A 25,390-nucleotide genomic window follows, 5' to 3' on the forward strand; every position below is an offset into this window, starting at 1 on the left:
CGATGACCAAGGAGGCGCCCGTCGCCCGCGACGAGGCACCCATGCAGCCGATCTCCTGGCGCAAGCGGCTCGGCACGGTCCGGATGTATCTCGGCGTGCTGATCGTGCTGGTGTGGGGGCTCGGGCCGTTCTACTGGATGACGGTGGTCGCGTTCCGCGATCAGGCCTACACCTTCGACAGCACCCCGTGGCCGACCCACGTGACGCTGGACAACTTCCGCAACGCCTTCGACACCAGCCGTGGCAACAACTTCGGCCAAGCGCTGCTCAACAGTGTGATCATCGGCTCGGCGACCACGGCGATCGCACTGGTGCTCGGCGTGCTCGCCGCCTACGCGCTGGCGCGGATGACCTTCGCGGGCAAGTACCTGATCTCCGGGCTGATCCTGTCGGCCTCGATGTTCCCCGCGGTCGTGCTGGTGACCCCGCTGTTCCAGCTGTTCACCGACCTCGGCTGGATCGGCGAGTACCAGGCGATGATCATCCCCAACATCTCCTTCGTGCTGCCGATGACGGTGTACATCCTGGCGTCGTTCTTCGCCGAGCTGCCGTGGGAGCTCGAGGAGGCGGCCCGGATCGACGGCGCGACCAAGGCGCAGGCGTTCCGGCTGATCATGCTGCCGCTGGCCGCGCCCGCGGTGTTCACCACCGCGATCCTGGCGTTCATCGCCTCGATCAACGAGTACCTGCTCGCCCGGCTGCTCTCGGGCGAGGACACCAGGCCGGTCACGGTCGCCATCGCGCAGTTCTCCGGCAACGATCCGCTCGTCCAGCCGTACGCGGCGATCATGGCGGCCGGTGTGATCGTCACGGTGCCGCTGGTGATCATGGTGCTGATCTTCCAGCGCCGGATCATCTCCGGTCTGACCGCCGGTGGTGTGAAGAGCTGACGCGCCTGCGCGGTTCTGCCGCCCACTGCGGGTAGAGTCACCTGCATCGTTGTGCGTCGATGCAGGTGAGCTCTCCGGAAGGGGATGGTCGTGGCCGCCGAGGGTGGGCGCCGGCGTTCGGAGGCGGATGCCCCGTACACCTCGATCGCCGGATTCAAGGACCCGCTCGGCCGGGATCGGCCCGGCAAGGGCGCGGCCCGGCGAGCGCAGGCCGCCAAGCTGGGCACCGACGGCGAGGAACCGCGGCCGCCGCGGACGAGGGCGCAGAAGATCCGGCGGCTGCTGCTCGCCCTGTTCGTGATCTTCGTGTGTGTGCCCGCGCTGCTGTTCGTGGCGATCTATTGGAGCTCGGAGATCCCCGAGCCCGCCGAGGTGGCGGTCGAGCAGCCTGCCACCGTGCTGGCCGCCGACGGCACCACGGTGCTCACGAAGATCATTCCGCCGCAGGGCAATCGGATTCCCATTCCGCTGTCGGACGTGCCGATCCCGGTGCGCGAGGCGGTGCTGGCCGCCGAGGACCGCGACTTCTACACCAATCCGGGCTATTCGACGAGCGGGTTCCTGCGCGCCGCCCGCGACAATCTGTTCGGCAACGAGAACGCCGGTGGCGGTTCGACGATCACCCAGCAGTACGTGAAGAACGCCTTCCTCAGTTCCGAACGCACCGTCACCCGCAAGATGCGGGAACTGATCATCGCGGCGAAGATGGCGCGGCAGTGGAGCAAGGACGAGATCCTGGCCGCCTACCTCAACACGATCTACTACGGGCGCGGCGCCTACGGCATCGCCGCCGCGGCCAAGGCCTACTTCGACAAACCGGTGCCGGAGCTGACCCTCGCCGAGGGCGCGGTGCTCGCCGCGGTGATCCGCTCGCCCTCGGTACTCACTCCCGAAGAACACCTGGACCAGCTCCAGGCGCGCTGGCGGTATGTGCTCGACGGGATGATCGAGATGAACGTGCTCGCGCCAGGCGACCGGGACGCGACGGTGTTCCCACCGATCATCCCGCTGCCCGAGATCCCCGCCGAACCGGTCGCGCTCGGGCCGGAGGGACACATCCGCACCCAGGTGCTGCGGGAGCTGCGGGCCGCCGGACTCACCGACGCCGATATCGACACCGGTGCCTTGCAGATCACCACCACCATCGATCCGGTCGCGCAAGCCGGGGCCGTCGACACCGTGCGCGCGCGGCTCGAATGGCAGCCCGCGGAACTGCGCGCGGCGGTGGTGTCGATCGATCCGCGCAGCGGCGCGGTGCGCGCCTATTACGGCGGCGAGGACGGCACCGGTTTCGATTTCGCGCAGGCGCCGCTGCAGACGGGGTCGGCGTTCAAGGTGTTCGGGCTCGTCGCGGCGCAGCGCCAGGGCATTCCGCCGACCAGGTCGATCGACAGCTCCCCGGTGGTCGACCGCGGCACCACCATCACCAACGCCGACGGTGATTCCTGCGGGCGCTGCCCGCTCACCGAAGCGCTGAAGCGCTCGCTGAACACCAGCTTCTACCGGCTCACCATGACCATGGCCGACGGCCCGCGCTCGATCGCCGAAGCCGCGCACCTGGCAGGCATCCCCGAGCGCATTCCCGGTCTCGACGTCGAAACCCTCACCGAGGCAGGCGGTCCGCCGCTCAACGGGATCGTGCTCGGCCAGTATCTGGTGCGCCCGCTCGACATGGCCTCGGCCTACGCGACGCTGGCCGCGTCGGGGGTGTACCACCAGCCGTACTTCGTGCAGCGGGTCACCACCGGCGCCGGGCAGGTGCTGCTCGACCGCGGCGCTCCGGAGCACCGGGTCGGCCGCCAGCCGCCAGAGCCGGAGCAGCGGATCACCGCGTCGATCGCCGACGCGACCACCCAGGCGATGACGCCGATCGCCAACTACTCCAACGGGCACGGTCTCGCGGGGGGCAGGCCGTCGGCCGCCAAGACCGGAACCACCCAGCTCGGCGAGACCACGGAGAACAAGGACGCCTGGATGGTCGGCTACACGCCGTCGCTGTCGACGGCGGTGTGGGTGGGCACCGCGCAGCCGCAGCCGTTGCGAGGTGGCCGTGGTGGCGCGATCTGGGGCTCCGGCTTGCCCTCCGACATCTGGAAGCAGGTGATGGACACCGCGCTGGCCGGAACCCCGGTCGAGCAGTTCCCCACGCCCGCGACATCCGGCGGCGGCTTCATCGCGCCCGGTCCGGCCGCTCCCAGCGCACCGGGCAACAACCCCTACGACATCCTCAATCCGCCGGCGAACCCGCCGCGCAACCCGGTCCCCGATCTCATCGACCCACCGACCACCGCGCCGCGCGAATCGGCGCCGCCGTTGATCGTGATCCCGCCGCCCGCGCCGCGTCCGTCCACGTCACCGGTCGAATTGTTCCCTGGACTCGGCGGTCGATAGATCACGGATTGGCCACCGGGACCACTCGCCCCGGCCGACATGGCAACATCGTTGGCCAGAGCGCGAACCGGCCCGACCAGTCGGCACCGCCGGTTTGCCGCGACGCGACGGCGCGTCGAACGATCCCGGCGCGAAACCTGTCATATCGATGCGGGAAGATATGCGCTCGAGCGACGACGAGACTAGACATAGGGGCTACGCAGGTGGAATTCGATGTCGTTGACCGTCCCGAGACGCTGATCGCGGGCACTGTGCTCCGCAGTCCGGCGCTCGCCGTGGAGGGGCCACGCCGTGCCAAGGTGGTGGAGGCTTGGCAGCACCTGCTGGCGAGACCGTCGTTACCCGGACCGGTCGCGACGGGGTACGTCGATTTCGCGACGGAGATCAACTCCTACCTCACCCACATCGTCGGCTACGAATGCAAGACCATCGCCGATCTGCAGGTCGGGGATGTGCTCGCCCGAATCCCCGCCGGCCGCTACGCCCGGTTCACCGCCACCGGCGACAACCGTGGCGACACCATCGTCGGGCTGTGGCGCCAGATCTGGGACGCCGAGGCCGCCGGTGAATTCGATCGCGCCTACGCCGGTGATTACGAGCAGTACCCCGACGAACGCACCGTCGAGATCTTCGTCTCGCTGACCGGTGAGAAGGGCGGCGAATAGCCATGGCTGTCGACTTCGAGATCGTCACTCTCGACGACGGACTGATCGCGGGCCTCACCGTGCCGCTGGCTGGCCGCGAGGTGACCGCCCGCGATCTCGACCTGGTGAACTTCACCTGGGACCGGTACCTGTCCAGGGAGAAGGCCGTCCCAAGGGCCGCGGCCTACATCGGCCAGAACGACCACGCTGTCGCCGTGCTCGGCTACGAGGTGAGCGCGCTGGACGATGTCGACGACGGCGATGTGCTCACCCGCGTCCCCGCAGGCCGCTACGCCAAGTTCGTCGTCACCGACAAGCCGTACGACCTGCTGCGCACCGCCTGGGCCGAGGTGATCAAGGCCGAGAACGCGGGTACCATCACCCGCTCGCACACCGCCGAACTCGAGCGCTACACCGGACCGACGAGTGTCGAGGTGTACGTCTCGCTGGATTGATACGCGAAGAGCCGGTGGCCACGAGAATTCGTGTCCACCGGCCCTTTTCGTACGGAGACTACTCCGCGCCGATGATGAAGGCCTCGAGCTGGGTGCGCGCGACGTCGTCGGCGATCTGCTCCGGCGGGGACTTCATCAGGTAGGCCGAGGCCGGGATGACCGGGCCGCCGATGCCGCGGTCCTTGGCGATCTTGGCGGCGCGCACGGCGTCGATGATGATGCCCGCCGAGTTCGGCGAGTCCCACACCTCGAGCTTGTACTCCAGGTTCAGCGGGGCGTCACCGAAGGCGCGGCCCTCGAGCCGGACGTAGGCCCACTTGCGGTCGTCGAGCCACTCCACGTAGTCCGAGGGACCGATGTGGACGTTGCGGTCGTGCACCTTGCCCGCCAGCGAACCGGTCAGGTTCGAGGTGACGGCCTGGGTCTTGGAGACCTTCTTCGACTCCAGCCGCTCGCGCTCGAGCATGTTCTTGAAGTCCATGTTGCCGCCGACATTGAGCTGGTACGTGCGGTCGAGCACCACGCCGCGGTCCTCGAACAGCTTGGCCATCACGCGGTGGGTGATGGTCGCGCCGACCTGGGACTTGATGTCGTCACCGACGATCGGGACGCCCGCTTCGACGAACTTCTGCGCCCACTCCGGATCGGATGCGATGAACACCGGCAGTGCGTTGACGAAGGCGACGTTCGCGTCGATGGCGCACTGGGCGTAGAACTTGTCGGCCTCTTCGGAACCGACGGGCAGGTAGGAGACCAGGACGTCGACCTGCGCGTCCTTCAGCGCCTTGACCACGTCGACCGCGGGAGCCTCGGACTCCTCGATGGTCTGGGCGTAGTACTTGCCGATGCCGTCGAGAGTCGGGCCGCGCAGGACCGTCACGTCGCTGGGCGGCACGTCCGAGATCTTGATGGTGTTGTTCTCGCTGGCGAAGATCGCCTCGGCCAGGTCGAAGCCGACCTTCTTGGCGTCGACGTCGAACGCGGCTACGAACTTCACGTCCTTGACGTGGTAGGGACCGAACTTGACGTGCATGAGGCCGGGAACCGAGGAGTTCTCGTCGGCGTCCTTGTAGTACTGCACGCCCTGCACCAGCGACGATGCGCAGTTGCCGACACCGACGATCGCGACGCGAACCTCGCCCGACCCAACCTTGTTGACATCACTCATGGCCGCTCTTTCCCTCTTTCTGTGGTGCCGCCTTCGTCGATTGCTCCGCCGCAATCAACTCGTTGAGCCAGCGCACTTCGCGCTCGCTTGATTCCAATCCGAGCTGGTGGAGCTGGCGGGTGTAGCGATCCAGCGAGCCGCTGGCCTTCTTGATCGCTTCCCGCAGTCCCTCTCGGCGCTCCTCGACCTGACGCCGCCTGCCCTCCAGGATTCGCATCCTCGCCTCGGCGGGGGTGCGGCTGAAGAAGGCCAGGTGAACGCCGAAGCCGTCATCGGTGTAGTTCTGCGGACCGGTGTCGGCGAGGAGTTCGTTGAACCGTTCCCGCCCGACCGGCGTGAGCCGGTACACGCGGCGCGCTCGGCGCGCGGTCGCGCCCTCGGGGATCTCCTCGGCGATCAACCCGTCGGTCTGCATGCGACGCAGCGTCGGGTAGAGCGAACCGTAGGAGAAGGCCCGGAACGCGCCGAGCAGGCCCGTCAGCCGCTTGCGCAGCTCGTAACCGTGCATGGGCGCGTCAAGGAGCAGGCCGAGAATCGCCAACTCGAGCACGGCCGACCTCACTCCCTGTGACTATGTCGGCCCGACAGGCCGAACGGACCTAACCGATGAATGCGACTTCCAACTATATCGGAGCGATATAACAAGGCATAGTCGTATGCCACAAATCACGACGTCTCAGCTGGTCGGCAGGCGTGGACGCGGGACACCGCGACCGCGCTCCCGCCGCGCCCGGCCGCTTTCGGCCCGCTGCTCCGACGGCGTCAAGCACTGTCGACATCGGGGCGCGATCGAGATCACGCGCGCTCGTCACACCAACCGCCGCAACACGCACGTGACCGCGACCTCGGTCCGCGGTGGCCTCACCCACCTGCGCAAACCTCCGAGAAGCCGGTGATATCGGGCGGGTGGGACAAGAACAGCGAAGATGCCGTGCCACCGACGGCCGGTTTCGATCCCCGCTACTCTGGTGATCGTGCGAATTCAGCGGCAGGTGGTCGACTATGCGCTCCGGCGCAGGTCGTTGCTCGCCGACGTCTACGCGGGCCGGGTCGGGGTCGCCGAGGTGTGCGATGCGAATCCGTACCTGCTTCGGGCCGCCAAGTTCCACGGCAGGGGCAGCGAGGTAACCTGCCCGATCTGCCGGAAAGAGCAGCTGACGCTGGTCTCGTGGGTGTACGGCGACGGGCTCGGCCAGGCGGCCGGGTCGGCGCGCGCACCGGAGGAACTGGTCAGGATGGCGGAGTCGCACGAGGAGTTCTCGGTGCATGTGGTGGAGGTATGCCGCTCGTGCAGCTGGAACCACCTGGTGCAGTCGTATGTGCTCGGTTCGGCACCCGCACCGGCCCGCCGCCGGACGAACTCGCGCGCGGGGCGGCGCACCGCCGCCGAATGATGAGGCCGCCGAGTGACAGCCCGCCGCGAGCGGGTGGCGGCCACCTGATGCGCCGCTGTTCGAGAGCCAAGGGATCCGCGCCGGTCGTCCGGCGCGGATGTCGTGTGCCGAGTGAACCTTACGAGTTATGGAGATCTGGTCAGTGAGTTCGCCCTACGAGCCCTCCCCCTACGGTGACGATCCGCAAGGTCGTCCGGCCAGGGGCGCACAGCCAGGTCCGCCGCCCCGCTCCGGCGGCCAGCCGCCGCGCAGGCCGGGACCGCAGGACGGGCAACGGCAGCCCGGCGGTCAGCCGCCGCGTCCGCAGGGCGGCCCGCAGGGTCGCGGCCCGGTACCGAGCGGCCGTGGCCCGCAGGGCGGACCGCCACCGAATCGTCAGCAGGGTCCGCCGCCGGGTGGCATGCCACCGCGTCGGCCCGGCCCGCCGCCGCAGCGTCCGGGTGGACCGCAGGGCGGACCGGGTCATGGCAGGCCGCAGAGCGGGCCGATGCGGGCCGTGCCCGCCGCGGGCGCCACGCAGAAACTGCCGCGCCCCGGAGTCCCCGACGAACCGACGGTGCGCGCCGGACAGCCCGACTCCGGCCGGGCCGTGCGTGACGGGGCCAGGGCCGCCGCACCGGCGCGTCCCGGCGCACCCCGGCGTCCCGGTGGCCCTACCACAGGTGAGCGCCGCGCCACCGGAGCGGGCGGCACACCGCCGCCGACCGGACCGCGCAACCGCCGCGATGGTGGCGGCGGCGACGACGGCTCGGGTAAGGGTGGTTCGGTGCGGAAGATGCCGTGGCGAGCGATTCGCCGAACCATGTACGTGTTGATGGCGCTGGCCATCGTCGTGCCGAGCGCGGTATTCCTTGTCGCCTATTCGGCGGTCTCGGTGCCGAGGCCGGGCGACCTGGAGACCAATCAGGTCGCGACGATCTTCGCCATGGACGGCACCACCGAGATCAGCAGGGTGGTCCCGCCGCAGGGCAACCGCACCGAGGTTTCGATCGACCAGATCCCGCCGCATGTGCGCAATGCCGTGACCGCCGCCGAGGACCGGGACTTCTACACCAACCCCGGCTTCTCGGTCTCCGGCTTCGCCCGCGCGGCCCGCGACAACATCCTCGGCAAGGAAAGCGCCGGTGGTGGTTCCACGATCACCCAGCAGTATGTGAAGAATGCTCTGGTCGGTGACGAGCGCTCGCTGACCCGCAAGATGCACGAGCTGGTGATCTCGGCCAAGATGGCCCGCCAGTGGAGCAAGGAAGACATCCTCGCCGCCTACCTGAACACGATCTACTTCGGTCGCGGCGCGTACGGCATCGACGCCGCGGCCAAGGCCTACTTCGGCAAGCCGGTGCAGGAGCTGACCGTGGCCGAGGGCGCTGTCCTCGCCGCCACCATCCAGCTGCCCTCGCTGCTCGACCCGGAGAAGAACCCCGAGGGCGCCACGGCGCGCTGGAACTACGTGCTCGACGGCATGGTCAGCGCCAAAACCCTGCCCGCGGCCGAGCGCGCGTCGATGCAGTACCCGCAGGTGGTGCCGCTGGCCTCGCTCAACGAGAACAACCAGGACGAGGGACCGGGCGGCCTGGTGAAGACGCAGGTGCTCGAGGAACTGTCCGAGGCGGGCATCAGCGAGCAGCAGCTCAACACCGAGGGGCTGCAGATCACCACCACCATCGACCCGAAGGCGCAGGAGGCCGCGGTCAGCGCCGCGCAGTCCAACCTGGAGGGCGAGCCGGACAACCTGCGGACCGCGGTGGTCTCGATCGACCCGCGCTCCGGTGCCGTGCGCGCCTACTACGGCGGCGCCGACGGTCAGGGCTTCGACTTCGCCAACGCCGGCCTGCCGACGGGCTCGTCGTTCAAGGTGATCGGCCTCGCGGCCAACCTCGAACTCGGTATTCCGCTCTCGCAGCTGTACGACAGCTCGCCGATCACCGTGAACGGCATCGAGATCGGCAACGTCGAGGGTGAGTCCTGCGGCATGTGCACCATCGCCGAGGCGCTCAAGCGCTCGCTGAACACCAGCTTCTACCGGATGCAGCTGGACATGCAGAACGGCCCGCAGAAGATCAGGGAGATGGCCTACAAGCTCGGCATCCCCGAAGAGCTGCCCGGTATCGGCGAGACGCTGACCGAGCCGAACAGCGCGGGCCCGAACAACGGCATCGTGCTCGGCCAGTACCAGACCAGGCCGATCGATATGGCCTCGGCCTACGCCACCCTCGCGGCCTCGGGCACCTACTACAAGCCCCACTTCGTGCAGCGAGTCGTGACCGCCGACGGTCAGGTGCTGCTCGATCGCGGCGAGGTCGCGGGCGAGAAGCGGATCAGCGAGGCGGTGGCCGACAACGTCACCGACGCGATGAAGCCGATCGCCGCGTACTCGCGTGGCCACAACCTGGCCGGTGGCAGGCAGTCGGCGTCCAAGACCGGCACCCATCAGCTCGGCGACACCGGCAGCAACCGGGACGCCTGGATGGTCGGCTACACCCCGTCGCTGTCGACCGCGGTGTGGGTCGGTACCGAGCAAGGTGATCCGCTGCGCAACTACGGCGGCGCCAGCATCTACGGCTCCGGCCTGCCTTCCGACATCTGGAAGGACACCATGGACGGCGCGCTGTCGGGCACACCGAACGAGTCGTTCCCCAAGCCCGCCCCGATCAAGGGCCAGGCAGGCGTGCCGGAGTGGTCTGCGCCCTACACCCCGCCGTCCACCACGGCGCCGACGATCGCACCGCCGGTGATCGTGCCGTCGCAGGTGGAGATCCTGCCCGGAATCCGCATCCCGGTGCCCGGTGTGCAGCAGCCCGCGGGACAGCCGCAACAGCAACGCCAGACGCCGGAGCCGACCACCGGCCCGCTGCCGGGCCAGCCGACGGCGAACCCGGACGATTCGACGCCGTCCGGCGGTGGCAACAGCGAGAACTCGGGCGGGAACAACCGGCCGGGTGGCCGGCCAGGCAATACCGGCGGTGACGACGGCGACGACGGCACCGCGGCGACCGAACCCCGGTAGCCACCGGTAGCCTCGGATGTCGTGACCGACCAGCATCTCGCGGACTCGCCTGCGTCCAGTGCTACCGGACGGGGCCGCGCGGTGCAGTACGTCGCACCGGCCCAACCCGCGCCCGACCTGCGTTCGGTGGACGCGCGCGACCGGCCGAGCCGCAACGATTCGCTCACCGCGCAGCTGTCGACGGTGATCGGCGGCCCGGTCGGCGAGCACGCCCTGATCGGGCGGGTGCGGTTCTGGACGCCGCTGCGGGTGCTGTTCGCGTTCACCGTGGTGTTCCTCGCGCTCGGCTGGTTCGCCAAGGCGCCCTGCATCCAGCAGACCGGCGACGGCGCGGGCGGGTTGATGCTCGACTGGAGCGACGGCCGCCAGTACGTCGCCATGTGCTACTCGGACACCGTCCCGCTCTATGGTGCGGAACGGCTCAACGAGGGCGCGTTCCCGTACAAGAAGTCGTGGATCGAAGAGACACCCGACGGCGGGACCGAGACCAGATACATGGAGTATCCGGTGCTTTCGGGCCTGTACCAGTACGCGGCGATGCTGATCGGCAACGCCTACGACAACCTGCCGCTGCCCGGCGCGTTGTCGGTGGTGGTCTACTTCAATGTGGTCGCGCTCGGGCTCGCGGTTGGCTGGCTGATCACCGTGTGGGCCTCGTCGCTGCTGGCCGGGCGGCGAGTGTGGGACACGGCGCTGATCGCGATCTCACCACTGGTGATCGTGCACGCCTTCACCAATTTCGACGCGCTGGCAACGGCTTTCGCGGCCACCGGGCTGCTGGCCTGGGCACGGCGTAAGCCGGTACTCGCCGGTGTGCTGCTCGGGCTCGGCGGCGCGGCGAAACTGTATCCCCTACTGCTGCTCGGCCCGATCCTGGTGCTGTGCCTGCGGGCCGATCCGATGCAGCGACTACCCGCCGCCCGTGCGGGCCTGCGGCTTCGCGATGTCGACAGCATCGCCTCCGCGCGCACCTGGCTGCGTGAAACCCCCGCCAGGACACAGTTCTTCGCGCTACGTCCGCTCGGCGCCGCGACGCTGGCCATCCTCGCCGCCGCAGGCACCTGGATCGTGGTGAACCTGCCGATCGCCGTGCTGTACCCCGATGGCTGGCGGGAGTTCTTCCGGCTCAACACCACCCGGCACGCCGACCCGGATTCGATCTACAACGTGATCACCTCGTTCACCGGCTGGGGCGGTTTCGACGGACCACTCGCCCACGGCGAACCGCCGACCGTGCTCAACACCGTGTCGCTGCTGCTGTTCCTGCTCGCCTGTGCCGGGATCGCCTACCTGGCGCTCACCGCGCCATGTCGGCCCCGGTTGGCCCAGCTGTGCTTCCTCGTCGTCGCCGCCTTCCTGCTGACGAACAAGGTGTGGAGCCCGCAGTACTCGCTATGGCTGGTCCCGCTGGCCGTGCTCGCGCTGCCGCATCGGCGAATCCTGCTGGCCTGGATGACGATCGACGCGCTGGTATGGGTGCCGCGGATGTTCTACTACCTCGGCGAAGACGCCAAGGGCCTGCCCGAGCAGTGGTTCACCGGCACCGTGATCCTGCGCGACCTCGCCGTCATCGGATTGTGCGCGCTGATCGTGTACCAGATCCTGCGTCCGCAGGCCGACCTGGTGCGCCGCGACTACGTCGACGACCCGGCGGGTGGCATTCTCGACCGCGCGCCCGACCCGCTGCTGCCATGGCTGCCGCAGTTCCTGCGGCCGCGGCAAGCCCGGTCCGGCGCGTGTCCCACCGTGCCGGTTGGCTGATCACAGGCGCAGATAGCGGGCCTGGAGTTCGGGTTCGGCCGGGAGCATGTCGAGATCGAGTTCCCAGGCGTTGCCCGTCCACGGGTCGTAGAGCGGGGTACCCGGAATGGTGGGCAGGTGCCTGCACGACTGGGCGAGCAGCGACAGCGGGCCGTCCCCGAATTCGGCGGCACCGCTGCCGACGATCACCAGCGACAGACCGATGAGGTCGCCGCGCACCATCAGCTGACCGAGGCGCACCACATCGGCGGGCTGATATCCGTGCGGGAAGTCGGCGGCCACCAGGATCCGGTGTTCCGACGGCGGCACGGCCTGCCCACTGTGATAGGCGATTTCGGCGAGTTCGGCGGCATGCGCCAGTTCGCCGAGCCGGGCCGGGATCCCGGCGTGATCGGTGATGACCGGTCCGGCGAGCAGCGGTGTCAGGGGTGCGGCGAGTCCACGTAGCCCGCCGGTGAGGTCGATGAGGTCGACCCTGGTCTGTTTGTCCGGCATGGCCGCGACCAGCCGGGCCACCAGCGCGCCGACCACCAGCGAAGCCGCGGCACTCGATTCGGTGTCGACCCACAGCGGCCGGTTCAGCGGCACCGGAACGCAATACGGCACCCGCAGCGTGCCCCGGTCCAGCGAATACAGTTCGCCGAGCCGGATGCCGTCGCTTGGCACGGCTTCGGTGGTCCACGCGGGCGCGAGCCAGGAGGCGAGCGCTGCGGGCATCACCGCGTCGGCCTCGGCGATCTCGCGGCTGAGCTGGTCGCTGTCGCGCCGGTGGTCGGCGTCGGCGACCCCGACCAGCTCGTCGTGGCGGCGTTGCGCGGCGGCACGGGCGGCACCGGCGGCCGGGGTGTTGCGGGTGGCCGGGTCGGACACCGCCTCCGACATCTCCTGGTCGAGACGCTTGTCCGCGTACTCACGGGCCGAGATCATCGCCGCCGCCGAGCGGGCAGCGTCCTCGAAGATCATCCACATCCGCTGCAGGCCGTGGTCGACCTCGAGCGGGACTCCAGGGGCGCCCATCTGCTGCGACGGGCTCGACTGCGCCGCTGACGCGGTGCCCTGCCACGAGGTGCCGGTCTCGGTCGCGGCGGTCTGTCGAGGCAGGCCCGCCTCGGTCGGCGCTTCCGGCACGGCGGCGGGCACGTCTGGCCCTGCAGTGGGGATGCCGTGCGCGGTCGGCGCGTCCGCCCATGCCGCTGGAGCGGGCACGCCGTGCGCCGTGAGCAGCTGCGCCGCGCCGCCGTCATACCCCTGGCCGAGCGCGCGCAGCTTCCATCCGCCGCCGCGGCGATACACCTCGAAACAGATCAGCGCGCTCTCCCCCGCGGTGGGAGTGATCGCGAATTCGGCTGACGGCGTGCCGTTCTCGGCCACCGTCGCGGTGACTCCGCCGAGCACATGCCCCGCGGCGACGAACAGCAACACGGCCTGCGCGTCGGCCCTGACCCGCGACAGCGACAGTTCCACCGCACCGCCGACGACCTGGATGCCGGGGACGGCTGGCCGCGACGCGCACACGTGATCGTGCGCGTCGCGGACCCGCAGATCCTCGCCGACCACCAGCGCACCGAGGTCGGCGGTGCCGGTGGTGTGCGCGGCGAATCGCACGGTGTCGGCGGTCAGCGCGGTGTTCTGGCCCGCCTTCAGGTGAATCACGTCGTTTGCCTGCTCTGCTGGTGCTGTCTAACCCTGACCGAGGAAGCGGCCGAGCTGCGGCACAGCCTCACCGGGATGCTTGGCCTGGAAGCCCTCACCGAGCGCCTGCATCTTCCAATCACCACCGGCCCGGTACACCTTGGCCATCGCCATCGCGGTGAACGGCATGCCACCGGCCAGGGTGTAGCGGGCGAGCTCACCGTTGTTGCTGCCATCGATCAGGCGGCAGAACGCGTTCTGCACCTGTTCGAAGGTGTGCCCCTTGTAGGAGGTGACGATGAACAGCAGGGTGTTGATGTGCGCGGGGATCCGGGTCAGGTCGACCAGGATCATCTCGTCGTCGCCCTCACCCTCACCGGTGAGGTTGTCGCCCTGGTGCCGCACCGAGCCGTCCTTGGACGACAGCTGTCCGTAGTAAGCCACGTCGACCAGGTTGTGGTCGGCGAACAGGCAGACCGACGCGTCGAGGTCGATGTCGACGGTGCGGTTGCCGAACATGCCGCGCGTACGGACCGGATCCCAGCCGAGGCCCATCTTCACGAAGGTGAGCGCGGTGCCGCCCTCCTTGCGGAGCGTGACGCGCTGCCCCTTCTGCAGGCTGACCGGGCGATCCTTGCTCAGGCTGATCTCGCCGGTCGGCTGCTGCGGCGGCTGCTGAGTGGGCGGCGGGTAGCCGGGTCCCGGCGGCGGCGGATATCCGGCGGCGGGCGGCTGCTGCGGCGCACCACCGGGGGGCGGATACCCGGCCGCGGGCGGCTGCTGCGGCGCACCACCGGGCGGCGGATACCCGGCGCCAGGCGGCTGCTGCGGCGCACCGGGCGGCGGGTAGCCACCGCCGGGCGGTGCGTAGGCGGGCGCGGGCTGGGACGGGTAGCTCGGCGCCGACTGCGGCGGGGGCTGCGGCGCGTGCTGCGGCGCGGCCGCGGGCGCGGGCGAATCGTCCACCTGCACACCGTGATCGGTAACCAGCGCGGCGAAACCACCGGCGTACCCCTGGCCGACGGCCCGCACCTTCCAGGCGCCCTGGCGGCGGTACAGCTCGAGTGCGATCACGATCGACTCGGCGTCGAGTCCGTCGATCCGGTACTCGAACAGCTGATTTCCCGCGCCGTCGGAGACGATCGCGGTGGGCGGGGCGAAGCGGCCGAAATTGCTCGTCGCGTCGTCGAGGGTGATCACCGCGCGGATCTGGTCGATGTCGGCGGGCACCGCGGGCAGCGAAACCGCAAGGGAGGCCGCCTGACCCGCCGGTCCTGGACGCAGGTCGACCCCTGGTCCGCTCGGCTGGTTGTAGAAGACGAAGTCGGCATCCGTGCGGACCTTGCCCTGCTCGGTCACCAGTAGCGCGGACAGATCGGCCGGGGCGGTGAGCTGGAGTGAGATCACCACGTCACTGACGGTCAGCGGACCGTTCTGGCCCTTGGCGAGTGTTGCAGACAAGTTCGACCCTTCGCTTGTCGGTGCGGTCGCCTGCCACTCTACGAGAAAGCACCGACTCCCGTCCGCGCTCATGGCCACGGCGCGCGCCCGATCGATCCGCTAGGGTGACGCGCGGAAGGAAGGTGGGCATTTCGCCCGCCTGCGCAGAGGGGACACCAGGGCCGATCATGGCACAGCTGTTCGAACAGTCGAAGAAGGTGATCGCGGCTCACCTCGCGGGGACGAGCATCCGCGCGATCGCGGGCTCGATGGTCGCCTACGAAGGCAATGTGCAGTTCAAGTCCGCCGGTTTCGGCGGCGGCGAGGGCGTGCTCGCCGGACTCAAGCGCCGCGCCACCGGCGAGAAGCTCTCACTGATGGAGTGCACCGGCAACGGCAGGGTGTTCTTCGCGGTGAACGGCCAGAACGTCACGGTGGTGGATCTGAACAACGAGACCCTGCAGGTCGAGTCGCAGCAGCTACTCGCGTTCGCCGGTAATCTGCGCACCGACGTGCGCTTCGCCGGAGTCGGCGGCATGTCGTCGGGCAGCGGCCTTTTCACCACCACGGTCTCCGGCCAGGGGCAGGTGGCGTTGCTGTCGGCCGGTGGTCCGCTCATCCATCTCGAGGTCTCGCCGCAGTTCCCGCTGATCGTCGACCCGGACGCGTTCGTCGCGGCCCGCGGCAACCTCAATCAGTCCTTCGTCACCGATGTCTCCTGGCGGACCGTGGTCGGCCAGGACGCGGGCGAGGCGTTCTCACTGCGGTGGGACGGCCAGGGTGTCGTGCTGATCCAGCCGGCGGAACGGTAGGGGACGGCGATGTTCGAGAAGGTCAACAGCAAGGTCGTCAAGGTCGATGTCGGGCAGGCGGGTGGCGTGGTCGCCCGGACCGGCGCGATGCTGTTCTACAGCGGGCACGTCACGTTCGCGCCGCACCAGATCCCCGGTGCCGGGCCCGGCATGGGCGGCGGGCTGATGCGGATGGCCGGCGCGATGATGGCGGGCGAGCACGAGCGCACCATGCTTGCGCGCGGAAACGGTGTCGTCCATTACGGTTTCGCCGGGCTGGAGGTGCAGGTGGTGCAGATGCAGCCCGGCGCCGTACTGCGGGTTGAGGCCTCGCGGCTACTGGCCAACTCGGCGAGCCTGCAGGCCTCGGTCGTCTCGGTCGCCAGTTCCGGCGGCGGTGGTGGCGGCGGCCTGATGGGCGCGCTGCGCGGTGCGGCCGCCGGTGTCGCCACCGGACAGGGCATGTTCACCACGCAGCTCAGTGGGCAGGGCGCCGCGGCGCTGCTCGCCCACGGTGGCTTCCTGGAACTCCAGGTGGGCGGACCGAATCCGGTGGTCGTCGACCCGCAGGCGTTCGTCGCGGCCTACGGCAACGTGCAGACCGAACTCAAGTCGGCGATGGGCTGGCGCGACGCGGTCGGCCGCGGCGCGGGCGAGGCGATGCAATTGCATTGCCACGGGCAGGGTGTCGTGTACGTGCAGGCCTCAGAAGAGAAGTTGTGAACCGATGAGTCAGATCCTCTCGCCGATGAATCTCGGTGCCAGCGACAACATTCCTGGCAACAGCTACGCCTACTGCATCGACCTGACCGGGCCGTGGTTCATGCGCAAGGGCGCGATGATCGCCTACTACGGCCAGATCGAATTCCAGCTGCTCACCCACGGCCTGCAGGGCAATCTCATGCACATGGTGAGCAGCCAGTTCTCGGCGCCGCTGTTCGCGGGCGAGTACGTGGTGGCGCAGGGCCACGGCAAGCTGATCATCGGCGACCGCGGCTACGACATCAACTCCTACGACCTCGAAGACGGCAACCTCACCATCCGCGGTGCCAATCTGCTCGCCTTCGAGCCGGGCCTGGCGCTCAAGCAGTCGATCGTGCCCGGCTTCCTCACCCTCATCGGCACCGGGAAGTTCCTTGCCTCGTCCAACGGGCCGGTCATGTTCGCCGAACCGCCGCTGCGGGTCGATCCGGAGGCGCTGGTCGGCTGGGCCGACTGCCCCTCCCCCAGCCACCACTACGACGAAGGCTGGATCAGCGGTTTCCTCGCAGCCGGCGCGGCGCGGATGGGTGCCAACTCCGGTGAGGAACGCCAGTTCGACTTCACCGGCGCGGGCACGGTGCTCATCCAATCCTCGGAGAAGGTGATGAGCGACCACGCGCTGGTACGCACGATCGAGGGGCAGCTGCAGAGCGGCATCACCGTCGGCGGGTTGCAGCGTATCCACGGCGTGGTGACCCAGCAGCTGGCGGGACAGCAACAGCACTACTGATCCGCCGCACCTTTCGACTCTGAAACAAGAACGCGCCAAAGCTTCCCTGCGCCGGAGCGACGCCCGCTACCGTTGGCACCGCCGAGTGGAGTTCGTCGGCACGAGGTCGATCAGAGGAGTTGGCGCAGTGCAGCGTCGCAGTTTCCGGTGGATCGCGGCGGCATTCGGCGCCGTGGCCGCGACGATCATCACCGCCGCCCCCGCGTCGACGGCGCCGGAGACCGCACCCGGCGTAACGATCGACGAGGTCACCGCGCCGAACGGGTCCTTCATCGAGAAGATGGTGGTCACCGACGCCCGGCACCTGCGGCTGTATGTGCACTCGGCCGCCATGAACCAGACCTTCCCGGTCGATATCCAGCGTCCCGCCGACACCTCGACACCCAAACCCGCGCTGTACCTGCTCAACGGCGCAGGCGGCGGTATGGATCGGGCGTCGTGGCAGTTGCGCACCGACGCCCTGAGCTTCCTGTCCGACAAGGACATCAACGTCGTGCAGATCATCGGCGGCGCATGGACGTTCTACACCGACTGGGTGCACCCCGACCCGGTGCTCGGGGTGAACAAGTGGCAGACCTACATCGCCGAGGAACTACCGCCACTCATCGATGCCGCCCTCGGCACCAATGGTGTCAATGCCATTGCCGGACTGTCGATGTCGGGTATTCCGGTGCTCAATCTCGCCATCGCCAACCCCGGCCTGTTCCGCAGTGCGGCGGTGTACAGCGGACTGACCCAGGTGAGCGATCCGGCGGGACAGCAGGCGGTGAAGCTGACCGTAGAGCTGTACGGCGGTGGCGACGTGGAGAACATGTGGGGGCCGGTGGGTGGCCCGCAGTGGGTGGCCAACGATCCGCTGGTGAACGCCGAGAAACTGCGTGGCACTCATCTTTTCGTCTCCACCGGCACGGGCATCCCCGGCATCCACGATGAGCCGGGCGGCCCGTTCCGGATGGAGAAGCCCGCCGATACCCCGAAGACGGTGGCGCTCGGCGCACTGATCGAAGGCGCGATCTTCGTGTCCTCGCGAAATCTGCAATCTCGGCTCGACCAGCTCGGCATCCCGGCGACCTTCGTCTACCGTGACACCGGAACGCATTCGTGGGGCTACTGGCAGGACGATCTGAAGACGTCGTGGCCGGTGCTGGCGGAGGGGCTTTTCTCCCAGGCTTAGCCGAGAACTGAACCGCGCTGATCGATCACAAACGCGGCAATCGGTCCCGATGGCGACCACGCGAGCGATTTATGCATGCGCAACGCGGTTCGCCATACCACCCGCCCCGGCGCGATCAGGACATCGCGGCACCGACGGGCGATACGGGCCGGATCGCCGCCGCGTGGAACCAGTCGAGGATCTCCTCGCCCGCCAGGATTCCGGTCGCCGCGGTGACGGTGAGGTTGGGCGCGGTGAAACCCAGTTCATCCAGCTCACCGTGCCGTGGCCGAATGGCGGTGTCCGCGGCGCGCAGCATCTCCGCGTCGAGCGCACCGTCGCCCGCCGCGAAGGTACTGGCGCCCGTCGCCAATTCTCCCGTGTCGAGCAGGCGCCGCCGTACCTCGGCGACCGCGCGGCTCTTGCACACCGCGTCCGGCATCGCGTAGATCTTGCGGCCCTGCTGCGAGGCCGACCAGCCGTTGGCCCGGCACCAGGTGTCCCACTCGGCGAGGAAACCGGCGGGCATCGCCTCCGGGCGAACCACCAGGTAGCAGAACAGTTCGTCGGCCTCGCGGTACTTGAGCACCCAGGAATCGTCGACACGTGCGCGCAATTCGGCACCGACCTCGGCGAGGCCCGCCCCGCCCGCGCTGATCCCGGCATCGATGGCCGCGCGCCACCGCGAGTCGGCAACACCGTCGACCAAGATATTGCCGCCATTGCTGGTGATGGCGAAACGCCACGGCGCGCCGGGAAGGGCGATCCGCTGGAACTGCTCGATCGTGCGGGTGGTCGTCGGCACCACCGCCGCGACCCCGGTGAGCGCGCGCATCCGCTCGACCGCGGTGACGGTCATGTACGACAGCGGCTCGCCCTCGTAGTGCTCGACGCAGGTCTTCGGCACCGACTCCGCATCGCCGAACGCGTTGCGGGAGTAGATCATCGTGCGGTCGAGATCGGTCGCGATCAGCGCCGTCGGGGTCACTGGTCCAGCTCCTTGATCAGGCCCATGCAGGAGTACGCGAGATCGGGTACCACCTCCACCGGCACATTCCTGGCCGCGGCGAGCAGCCTGATGTGGGCGTGTTCGGGGGCATCTGCTTCACGCACCAGCACCCGCCACGGCACCCGGCGCAACAACACGCGGGTAGTCTCGCCGACCCCTGGCTTCACGAAATTGACTGTGGCGATGCCATATTCGGCACACACCCGCTCCACGGACGCCCAACCGGACCAGTTCGGGGTGCGGTCGGAAGCCTGGATGGCGGCGACCGCGGCCTGCACCTGATCCCGGATCGCACCGAACGCGTCGCTCACCGCGTCGAGCAGCCGATTGGAGACATCGTCGGCGGCGAGTTCGCGATAGAACTTCGCACCGTGGAAGTCGCCTGGTCCGATCAGGGTGTCGTTCAGCACCGTGCGCGAGACCAGGCCGGAAACTGTGGAATTCAGGCAGGCGGAGGCGATCAGGAAGTCGTCGCGGGTGCCGTAGGTACGCACGCAGTTGGCCGGGTCGGCGAGCACGACCAGCTCGTCGTCGAACCGCGCGCCGCCCGCCGCGTGATAAGCGTCGAGCGCCGCGGTGAGCTCATGGGTGATCGCGCCCTTGCCGGTCCAGCCGTCGACGAACACGATCGAGGCCGGATCATGGTGGTGGGCGAGGTAGTCCAGTGCCACCGCATCGATGCCGCGATCGCGCACGATCGACACCGCGTAGTGCGGGACCGTCAACCGCGGCCTGCCGACCCCGCTGTCCAGCCAGCGCCGCATCAGCACACCCACCGGCGTGCCCGCCCTGGCCAGCGACACCAGCACCACATCCTCGCCGCGCTCGGCGACCACCAGCTCCGCGACCGTCGCGACGGCAAGCGCCAATCGCTCCGCGCTCTCGGCGAGCACACGGTCGAACAACTCCCGATAGGCGGCGTCGGGCTGGTACTCCACCGGCAGCGATTCCGCGTAGTGCGCCACGCCCGCCTGAATCCGCCGCTCCCGCTCGGCGACATCGGCTTCCAGATCGACCTCGGAAAGATCCTTGAGCAGCCAGCAGACCTCGTCGGCGGCATAGGAGCCGAACTCGGGGCCGCGCAGCACCGGGGGAAACACCGGTCCAGCCCCGTCGGCCACCACCGGGTCGACGAGGGCGGCTACACCGGTACCGACGCCCTGCGTCGCCTGGCGATCGGCACCGACTGCCATGGCCCTTGCGGCCGCCGACTCGCTCCAGGGAGCTGCGGTGGCCGTGCCGATCTCGGCAGCGCCCCGGTCGGCGGCTTCGACGCCGTCCAGGTGATCGGCATCGGTCCGCACTCGCTCGATCGTTCCGGCACCGTTCGGGTGGCCGTCAGCAGCCGACACGGAGTCGACTACCGGTCCCGTGCCCACCACGGGTTCGGACCCGGCGGCCGGTTCCGGGGCAGCGACCGGATCGGGACCGGCGACCGATGCCGGAGGCGGCTCAACGGCGCTCGATTTCACCGCGCTGGAGCGGTTCTCGTGCAAGGCCCGTGGGTCGGCGCCGGGGACGACGGCGAGTACGACGTCGGCGCCGGACGCGGTGAGTACGTCGAGCAGGCCGCCCGGTGCGGCGAGTTCCGGGGTGTCGGCGGGTGGATCGATGACCACCAGCAGGACCGGGTCGGCACCGGGCCACTGCGCGTTGTACAGGTAGCGCGCGGCGGTCGGGTCCGGTTCGGGGGCGGTGAAGCGGAAGCCGCGGCGCAGCGGATAGCCGGGCTCGTCCAGCACGTAGGCCGGTGAGCGCGTTGTGGTCTGGAAACGGGTTGGGGTTCCGGCGGCGGCCAGCTCGGCGGCGAGGCGCAGCGGGAGATACATGAGTTCTTCGTGACCGAGCACGATGGCAGGGCGGTCGGCGAACTCGGCGTCCAGAACCGACTGCAATTCGCCTGCCGCCGTTTTCAGCGCGATATCGAACGCGGCGACATCGGCGTCGAGCATCCCGTGCCTGCCGCCCTCCGGGACCTCGGCGGGCCAGCTCAGCGTGATCCGGGTGACCGAACCACGCTCGGCCGCCACCGGATTGAGCGCAGCCTCGGGTAGCGCGGTGACAGTGTCGACCAGTCCGTGCGGCAGGTCGACCCGCCCGGAGGCCAGGCATACGGTGTCGATGCGCGCGCCGAGTTCGGCCGCGACAGCCTCGAACTTGGCGCGGTCGGCGACGGTGCGCAAGTCGACCAGCGAAGCCAGCACGTAGTGGGCACGCGGTGCGAAGGCGTGCAGCGCGCGGACCGCGTCGATCGCCGTATCGCCGGTGGAGATCTCGTCGTCGACGAGCACCAGCGGCAGGTCAGCGGCGAAGATCCCGGCGGGCATCGGCTGCAACAGGTGGGAGGTGGCGTGCGAATGCCCCTCCTCGAAACCGGTGAGTGTGGTGGCGCGCGGCTCGTCTCTGCGGGTGGAGTGCAGGTAGCAGGCGGCTTCGAGCCGCGCGGCCACACAGTGGCCCAGACCCGTTGCGGTCTCGGCGAATCCGAGTACCACTGCCTCGCGCTCGCCCAGCTTCGCCCGGACGAGGTCGCCGAGCCGGTCACCGGCGCCGATCACCACGCGCGGATCGGTGGGCAGGTGTTTGCCGAGCACGGTCGACACCAGCAGATGCGCGCGTCGCGGATTCCGGCGCAGACCCGGCTGCACCAGCTCGCCGATCGTGAATCCGCCGACCGCGGCGCCCTCGGTCACGGCCTCGATACGGCTCACACCCGCTGGGTCCACCGTGGCCCCGCCACCAGCCCGGTCCACCGCAGGCCCGACGCCAGCGCGGTCCGGCGCGGGTCCGGCACCACGTAGGCCGCCGGTCATCGCATCGGCCCGCGCAGCGGCCGCGAAGGACTCACCGTGGTGCAGCTCGATACCCAGATTGATGGTGGCCCATGGCTTTTCCACCGCCGTCATTCGGCGACCATCGCTGTCAGCAGATCCACGAAGGACACTCCCTTGTTCGCCACCCCGAACGCACGAGCCCGGACCAGCGTCTGCCTGGCCCAGCTGCGGTGCGGGCGCATCTCGTTCATCTTGTTGCGGTATTCCGAAGCCGCGACCCCGCCGACGTCGGCCTCCATGATGTGCAGCGCGTCCGCGTACTCCTCGTGCGTCACCACCGACAGCGCGTGCACCGCGGCGACGTGCGAGGGGTGGATCACCGTCTTGCCCTGGATGCCGTTGGCCCGGTCCAGGGTGATCTCGCGCAGCAGGCCGTCGAGATCGCGGCTCACCAGGTACTGCCGGAACGGCACCGCGTCGGATTCCTCGAACGGCGCGGTGCGCAACAGCGGCCGGAACATCCGCTCGTGGTCGGCGAAGTACTCCCAGACCGGCCCGGTGATGATGAAGCCGGTGCCGTCGGCGCGGCCGAGATAGTTGACGATGTCGGCGATCACGTCGGCGATCACCCGCACGTCGTAGATGGTGAGATCGCGGTCGCGGCGGATGCCGAAGGTGGCGCACATGTCGGTGGCGCCGATCCGCACCGCGAGCAACTGCTCGCGGTGTTCGCCGAGCAGCTCGGCGATGCGCGAGAGCTGTTCGTCGCGGGTCTGGCGATGCACCAGATTCGCCGACTCCAGCACCGGCATCCCGTAGATCGGGCGTTCCAGCCGCTGCCTCACCTCGGCGAGCGCGTCCAGGTACGCGGGCCCGCTGACGGCATCGAACTTGGGGAAGACGAAGCCGGTGAGCACCTCGGCGCCACGGCCGAGCCGCTCGACGACCTCGGTGACCGTCTGCGGATCACGCACCCGGACGAACAGCATCGGGTTCGGATCCTCGCTGTGCGCAAGCAGATCCAGGGTGTCGATCGCGTGCTGTTTGGCGGCCTCCACCTGATGATCGGCGACGGCGTCCTCGAGGTCGATGACCATCGAACACACCCCGCGTGCCGCGCGCCTGCGAATGGTCGCCGCCAGGTCGGGACGGGTCGCGGGCACATACAGGGTGGCACCGAGCGCGGTGGCCAGGAGCTCCCGATCGTCGACGATCGGCTCCGGCTCGACGAGGAACAGCTCACGCGCGCGCGGCCCGTGTAACTGCCGGAAGTGGCGCAGCGGGACCTGTTTGCGCAAGCAGATCTCCGTGGCAACGGCGTATCCCGCAGTCATTCCCCCCACCTCATCTGTCGGGCCATCTCACTTCTTCTCGTGCTTTCTCATGCGATCAACCACGCCGGCGATGAACGCCGCGACGGTATCCAGTTCGGAAACGTATGCCCAATAGTCTGGATGACGACCCGTCAGTCCAGATGATATGCGATCAAGGCGCTCGGCCTGCGCGTCGAGCACCGAGCCCCACTCGGCGACCAGGCCTCGGTCGACCGCGAGCATCTGCGCGTCGCGCAGCCGGAATCGTACGGTGCGCGCCTGCGCTTCGGGGTCGGTCCGCACCGCGCGCAACAGTTCGAGGCGCCGGGTGACGGCGTCGACCAACTGCTCGGCCTCGGCGAGGTGCTGGCGCGCGGTTGCGGTCAAGTCAAGTGCGGTCTCCGGGTCCTGCTCTGCGGCCGCGACACGCGCGCGGACCAGCGCGGCGTCGGCGGCGTCGATGTCGCGTCGGCTTTCTCGCTCATTGTTGGTCAAGTCCGCCGAACTCGCAGCGTTGAACTCACGCAGCAGCGCCGAGTATGCGGGACCGAGCGCCGCGGCGCGGTTGCGCACCGCGGCCAGCCTCGTGGTCACCGAGGAGATCGCGTTGCCCGCGGCCTGCGCGCGAGAAGGGGCCTGCGCCAACGCATCCGACAGTTCCGCGGTAGCGTGCTGCACCGCCGAGGCCGCGGTGCGCGCGGCAGCGACCGAGGTCGCCGGATCCACCGCCGAGGCTGTGATCAGATCGTCATTCAGCCGCCTTACACCCGCCGCCACCGAGGGGTACGACGCGTACCCGGACGACTCGGCCGCGGCCAGCATCCGCTCGGCATCGGTGCGCACCTGCGCCAGCAGCTGCGGCACCGCCGAGCGCACCCGCGCCGCCTCGGCCAGCGCCGCGCTGCGGGCGTGATAGAACTCGTCGACCCCGCGGGCCGCGTCGGCGAGCTGACGCACCAGCGCGTCCGCGCGCGCCGGACCGTTCGCTATCGGCGTACCGGCGGCCTCGGCGGCGTCGAGCTCGTCGGTGAAGCTCAGATACGCACCGGCCGCGGCGTAGCACCGCGCCCGCACCGGCTCCCAGATCGCGCCGATCCGGCGGTCGGGAAAGACCTGTTCGCTGGCGAGCACACCCGCCTCCGCCGCCGTCTGCCGCTGATCCATATCGAGGAAAGCGGCCGATGTCGCGGCCCGAGCCCCGTTGATCCAGTCATGATCCGCCCCCGACCTGAACCATCCGCGTCTGCGAGGTGTCACCGTCACGTCCCCTTTCCGAACCGCGCGGCGACCCCGACCACGCTCCGTCCCGATGGTAGGAGATTCACAGCCTTCACCAGGGTCGCAGCTCGTTCCTACGCAAGTTCCGCGAAACCTATTACTGTCGTAGCCGTACCCGGCGATTCGGACATGGCTGGGAAACGAACACAACGGACTAACCGAAGGGATTCCCGCATGGGTGTCAGTCTGTCCAAGGGCGGCAACGTTTCGCTGACCAAAGAGGCCCCGAACCTGACCGCGGTCGCGGTCGGCCTCGGCTGGGACGTGCGCACCACCACCGGTACCGACTTCGACCTCGACGCCAGCGCGATCGCGACCGGCGCCGACAAGAAGGTCGTTTCGGACAAGCACTTCGTGTTCTTCAACAACCTGAAGTCCCCCGAGGGTGCGATCGAGCACGCAGGCGACAACACCACCGGTGAGGGCGAGGGCGACGACGAGGTCATCAACGTCGACCTGGCCAATACCCCGCCCACCATCGAGAGCATCTTCTTCCCCGTCTCGATCTACGACGCGGAGACCCGCGCACAGTCGTTCGGCCAGGTGCGCAACGCCTACATCCGCGTCGTCGACCGGGCCAACGGTACCGAGCTCGCCCGCTACGACCTGTCCGAGGACGCCTCGACCGAGACCGCTATGGTCTTCGGCGAGCTGTACCGCAACGGTGCCGAATGGAAGTTCCGCGCCATCGGTCAGGGTTACGCCTCCGGTCTGGCCGGCATCGCCCGCGACTACGGCGTCAACGTCTAGTCACCCGCAGCGCGGGGAGTTCGCCGGTTCGGACTCCCCGCCTCGGTA

General features: G+C 69.1%; 20 protein-coding genes. 12 read left to right on the plus strand and 8 right to left on the minus strand.

Annotation, left to right across the window (positions count from 1 at the left end; all coding sequences use genetic code 11):
* The first annotated feature begins 2 nt into the window (after positions 1-2).
* The 4 genes from ACFOW8_RS02590 (at position 3) to ACFOW8_RS02605 (ending at position 4,380) form a co-directional block, all read left to right on the plus strand.
* Positions 3-890 carry a carbohydrate ABC transporter permease gene (locus ACFOW8_RS02590; RefSeq protein ID WP_378548404.1) on the plus strand — a complete coding sequence of 296 codons (888 nt, stop codon included), beginning with the start codon at positions 3-5 and terminating at the stop codon, positions 888-890.
* Between the two features lie 84 nt (positions 891-974).
* Positions 975-3,281 (plus strand): transglycosylase domain-containing protein, encoded by a 2,307-nt coding sequence (locus ACFOW8_RS02595; RefSeq protein ID WP_378544831.1) that lies wholly within the window; start codon positions 975-977, stop codon positions 3,279-3,281.
* A gap of 203 nt (positions 3,282-3,484) precedes the next feature.
* On the plus strand, positions 3,485-3,946 hold the full coding sequence (locus ACFOW8_RS02600; protein ID WP_378544834.1) for a GyrI-like domain-containing protein: 462 nt from the start codon (positions 3,485-3,487) through the stop codon (positions 3,944-3,946).
* Positions 3,947-3,948: 2 nt separating this feature from the next.
* On the plus strand, positions 3,949-4,380 hold the full coding sequence (locus ACFOW8_RS02605) for a GyrI-like domain-containing protein (protein ID WP_378544837.1): 432 nt from the start codon (positions 3,949-3,951) through the stop codon (positions 4,378-4,380).
* Between the two features lie 58 nt (positions 4,381-4,438).
* Here ACFOW8_RS02605 and ACFOW8_RS02610 read toward each other — a convergent pair whose 3' ends face one another.
* Both ACFOW8_RS02610 and ACFOW8_RS02615 read right to left on the minus strand, forming a co-directional pair.
* Positions 4,439-5,548 carry an inositol-3-phosphate synthase gene (locus ACFOW8_RS02610; RefSeq protein WP_378544840.1) on the minus strand — a complete coding sequence of 370 codons (1,110 nt, stop codon included), beginning with the start codon at positions 5,546-5,548 and terminating at the stop codon, positions 4,439-4,441.
* Positions 5,541-6,098 carry a PadR family transcriptional regulator gene (locus ACFOW8_RS02615; protein WP_110037815.1) on the minus strand — a complete coding sequence of 186 codons (558 nt, stop codon included), beginning with the start codon at positions 6,096-6,098 and terminating at the stop codon, positions 5,541-5,543. Before ACFOW8_RS02615 ends, ACFOW8_RS02610 begins: the two co-directional genes overlap by 8 nt.
* A gap of 424 nt (positions 6,099-6,522) precedes the next feature.
* Between ACFOW8_RS02615 and ACFOW8_RS02620 the strand changes: the two genes are divergently transcribed.
* The 3 genes from ACFOW8_RS02620 (at position 6,523) to ACFOW8_RS02630 (ending at position 11,710) form a co-directional block, all read left to right on the plus strand.
* Complete coding sequence (locus ACFOW8_RS02620) at positions 6,523-6,942, plus strand: DUF5318 domain-containing protein (RefSeq protein WP_378544844.1); 420 nt, start codon at positions 6,523-6,525, stop codon at positions 6,940-6,942.
* Positions 6,943-7,342: 400 nt separating this feature from the next.
* On the plus strand, positions 7,343-9,949 hold the full coding sequence (locus ACFOW8_RS02625) for a transglycosylase domain-containing protein (RefSeq protein WP_378548407.1): 2,607 nt from the start codon (positions 7,343-7,345) through the stop codon (positions 9,947-9,949).
* Positions 9,950-10,030: 81 nt separating this feature from the next.
* Positions 10,031-11,710 (plus strand): glycosyltransferase family 87 protein, encoded by a 1,680-nt coding sequence (locus tag ACFOW8_RS02630; RefSeq protein ID WP_378548410.1) that lies wholly within the window; start codon positions 10,031-10,033, stop codon positions 11,708-11,710.
* On the opposite strand, the gene ACFOW8_RS02635 is transcribed toward ACFOW8_RS02630, so the two are convergent.
* Both ACFOW8_RS02635 and ACFOW8_RS02640 read right to left on the minus strand, forming a co-directional pair.
* A complete protein-coding gene (locus ACFOW8_RS02635) occupies positions 11,711-13,363 on the minus strand; it encodes a TerD family protein (RefSeq protein ID WP_378544847.1) in 1,653 nt (550 codons plus the stop codon). It lies immediately after the preceding gene.
* A gap of 27 nt (positions 13,364-13,390) precedes the next feature.
* A complete protein-coding gene (locus ACFOW8_RS02640) occupies positions 13,391-14,803 on the minus strand; it encodes a TerD family protein (RefSeq protein WP_378544850.1) in 1,413 nt (470 codons plus the stop codon).
* A gap of 167 nt (positions 14,804-14,970) precedes the next feature.
* On the opposite strand from ACFOW8_RS02640, the gene ACFOW8_RS02645 reads away from it, so the two are divergent.
* The 4 genes from ACFOW8_RS02645 (at position 14,971) to ACFOW8_RS02660 (ending at position 18,239) form a co-directional block, all read left to right on the plus strand.
* Positions 14,971-15,594, plus strand: coding sequence for an AIM24 family protein (locus ACFOW8_RS02645; RefSeq protein WP_378544853.1), 624 nt, complete (start codon positions 14,971-14,973; stop codon positions 15,592-15,594).
* A gap of 9 nt (positions 15,595-15,603) precedes the next feature.
* A complete protein-coding gene (locus ACFOW8_RS02650; protein WP_378544856.1) occupies positions 15,604-16,296 on the plus strand; it encodes an AIM24 family protein in 693 nt (230 codons plus the stop codon).
* 4 nt (positions 16,297-16,300) lie between these two features.
* Positions 16,301-17,065, plus strand: coding sequence for an AIM24 family protein (locus tag ACFOW8_RS02655; protein ID WP_378544859.1), 765 nt, complete (start codon positions 16,301-16,303; stop codon positions 17,063-17,065).
* A gap of 127 nt (positions 17,066-17,192) precedes the next feature.
* A complete protein-coding gene (locus ACFOW8_RS02660) occupies positions 17,193-18,239 on the plus strand; it encodes an alpha/beta hydrolase (RefSeq protein WP_378544862.1) in 1,047 nt (348 codons plus the stop codon).
* A gap of 115 nt (positions 18,240-18,354) precedes the next feature.
* Here ACFOW8_RS02660 and ACFOW8_RS02665 read toward each other — a convergent pair whose 3' ends face one another.
* Genes ACFOW8_RS02665 through ACFOW8_RS02680 form a run of 4 tightly spaced genes read right to left on the minus strand, consistent with a single transcriptional unit; the run spans position 18,355 to position 24,478 of the window.
* Positions 18,355-19,164, minus strand: a complete 810-nt coding sequence (locus tag ACFOW8_RS02665) for an HAD family hydrolase (RefSeq protein ID WP_378548412.1) — start codon at positions 19,162-19,164, stop codon at positions 18,355-18,357.
* Between the two features lie 38 nt (positions 19,165-19,202).
* Positions 19,203-22,133: a phosphoribosyltransferase gene (locus ACFOW8_RS02670; protein ID WP_378544865.1), complete on the minus strand. Its 2,931-nt coding sequence runs from the start codon at positions 22,131-22,133 to the stop codon at positions 19,203-19,205.
* The gene (locus ACFOW8_RS02675) at positions 22,130-23,335 is read right to left on the minus strand and encodes an HpcH/HpaI aldolase/citrate lyase family protein (RefSeq protein ID WP_378544868.1); all 1,206 of its coding nucleotides are present in this window, start codon (positions 23,333-23,335) and stop codon (positions 22,130-22,132) included. Before ACFOW8_RS02675 ends, ACFOW8_RS02670 begins: the two co-directional genes overlap by 4 nt.
* Positions 23,336-23,362: 27 nt before the next feature.
* Entirely contained in the window at positions 23,363-24,478 is a 1,116-nt protein-coding gene (locus tag ACFOW8_RS02680; protein ID WP_378544870.1) for a hypothetical protein, read from the minus strand.
* A 288-nt stretch (positions 24,479-24,766) separates the two neighbouring features.
* Here ACFOW8_RS02680 and ACFOW8_RS02685 point away from each other — a divergent pair, with 288 nt between their 5' ends.
* Complete coding sequence (locus tag ACFOW8_RS02685; RefSeq protein WP_378544873.1) at positions 24,767-25,342, plus strand: TerD family protein; 576 nt, start codon at positions 24,767-24,769, stop codon at positions 25,340-25,342.
* Positions 25,343-25,390 lie beyond the last annotated feature (48 nt).

Source organism: Nocardia rhizosphaerae (genome assembly GCF_042650365.1).
GTDB classification, from domain to species: Bacteria; Actinomycetota; Actinomycetes; order Mycobacteriales; family Mycobacteriaceae; genus Nocardia; species Nocardia rhizosphaerae.

Bases quoted from the DNA above. Each gene is read 5' to 3' on its own strand.
- ACFOW8_RS02590 (WP_378548404.1), top strand. From the start codon at position 3: ATGACCAAGGAGGCGCCCGTCGCCCGCGACGAGGCACCCATGCAGCCG.
- ACFOW8_RS02595 (WP_378544831.1), top strand. From the start codon at position 975: ATGGTCGTGGCCGCCGAGGGTGGGCGCCGGCGTTCGGAGGCGGATGCC.
- ACFOW8_RS02605 (WP_378544837.1), top strand. From the start codon at position 3,949: ATGGCTGTCGACTTCGAGATCGTCACTCTCGACGACGGACTGATCGCG.
- ACFOW8_RS02610 (WP_378544840.1), bottom strand. From the start codon at position 5,548: ATGAGTGATGTCAACAAGGTTGGGTCGGGCGAGGTTCGCGTCGCGATC.
- ACFOW8_RS02625 (WP_378548407.1), top strand. From the start codon at position 7,343: ATGCCACCGCGTCGGCCCGGCCCGCCGCCGCAGCGTCCGGGTGGACCG.
- ACFOW8_RS02645 (WP_378544853.1), top strand. From the start codon at position 14,971: ATGGCACAGCTGTTCGAACAGTCGAAGAAGGTGATCGCGGCTCACCTC.
- ACFOW8_RS02650 (WP_378544856.1), top strand. From the start codon at position 15,604: ATGTTCGAGAAGGTCAACAGCAAGGTCGTCAAGGTCGATGTCGGGCAG.
- ACFOW8_RS02655 (WP_378544859.1), top strand. From the start codon at position 16,301: ATGAGTCAGATCCTCTCGCCGATGAATCTCGGTGCCAGCGACAACATT.
- ACFOW8_RS02665 (WP_378548412.1), bottom strand. From the start codon at position 19,164: ATGATCTACTCCCGCAACGCGTTCGGCGATGCGGAGTCGGTGCCGAAG.
- ACFOW8_RS02670 (WP_378544865.1), bottom strand. From the start codon at position 22,133: ATGACGGCGGTGGAAAAGCCATGGGCCACCATCAATCTGGGTATCGAG.
- ACFOW8_RS02675 (WP_378544868.1), bottom strand. From the start codon at position 23,335: ATGACTGCGGGATACGCCGTTGCCACGGAGATCTGCTTGCGCAAACAG.
- ACFOW8_RS02680 (WP_378544870.1), bottom strand. From the start codon at position 24,478: ATGGATCAGCGGCAGACGGCGGCGGAGGCGGGTGTGCTCGCCAGCGAA.
- ACFOW8_RS02685 (WP_378544873.1), top strand. From the start codon at position 24,767: ATGGGTGTCAGTCTGTCCAAGGGCGGCAACGTTTCGCTGACCAAAGAG.